Source organism: Desulfocucumis palustris (assembly GCF_002933875.1).
Classification (GTDB): domain Bacteria; phylum Bacillota; class Desulfotomaculia; order Desulfotomaculales; family Desulfocucumaceae; genus Desulfocucumis; species Desulfocucumis palustris.
The window spans coordinates 1-328 of the sequence record NZ_BFAV01000043.1; the positions used below are offsets into that span (position 1 = coordinate 1).

At 47.0% G+C, this 328-nt stretch carries 1 protein-coding gene; it reads left to right on the forward strand.

The features are described 5' to 3' along the window. Positions 1-328, forward strand: a 328-nt coding sequence (locus DCCM_RS03685) for a DNRLRE domain-containing protein (RefSeq protein WP_123057283.1), incomplete at both ends; no start/stop codon positions are given.

Here is a 328-nt window from a genome sequence, read left to right on the forward strand (position 1 = left end):
AAGCCTCAATAACGTTACCTACCCCATCTATATAGATCCCACCATAACCATTGCTCCGGAGGAAGACGAAGCAATGGACACCTACATAAACCGGAACAATTCGCATACCAATGGTAACGAAAGAACCTTTTACGTCGGCAATAATTTTCGGACTCTGGTAAAATACAACCTTTCAGCAGTACCCATGGGAACCATAAAAAGCGCGACACTGGAGCTTCAAAGCTTTAGCTCTGGCGAAAAACTTTACCCGATGAAAGCCTACCGCGTAACCCAGGAGTGGCTTGAAATGGAGGCTAACTGGGACGAGGCCAAAATAGACCGGGAGTGG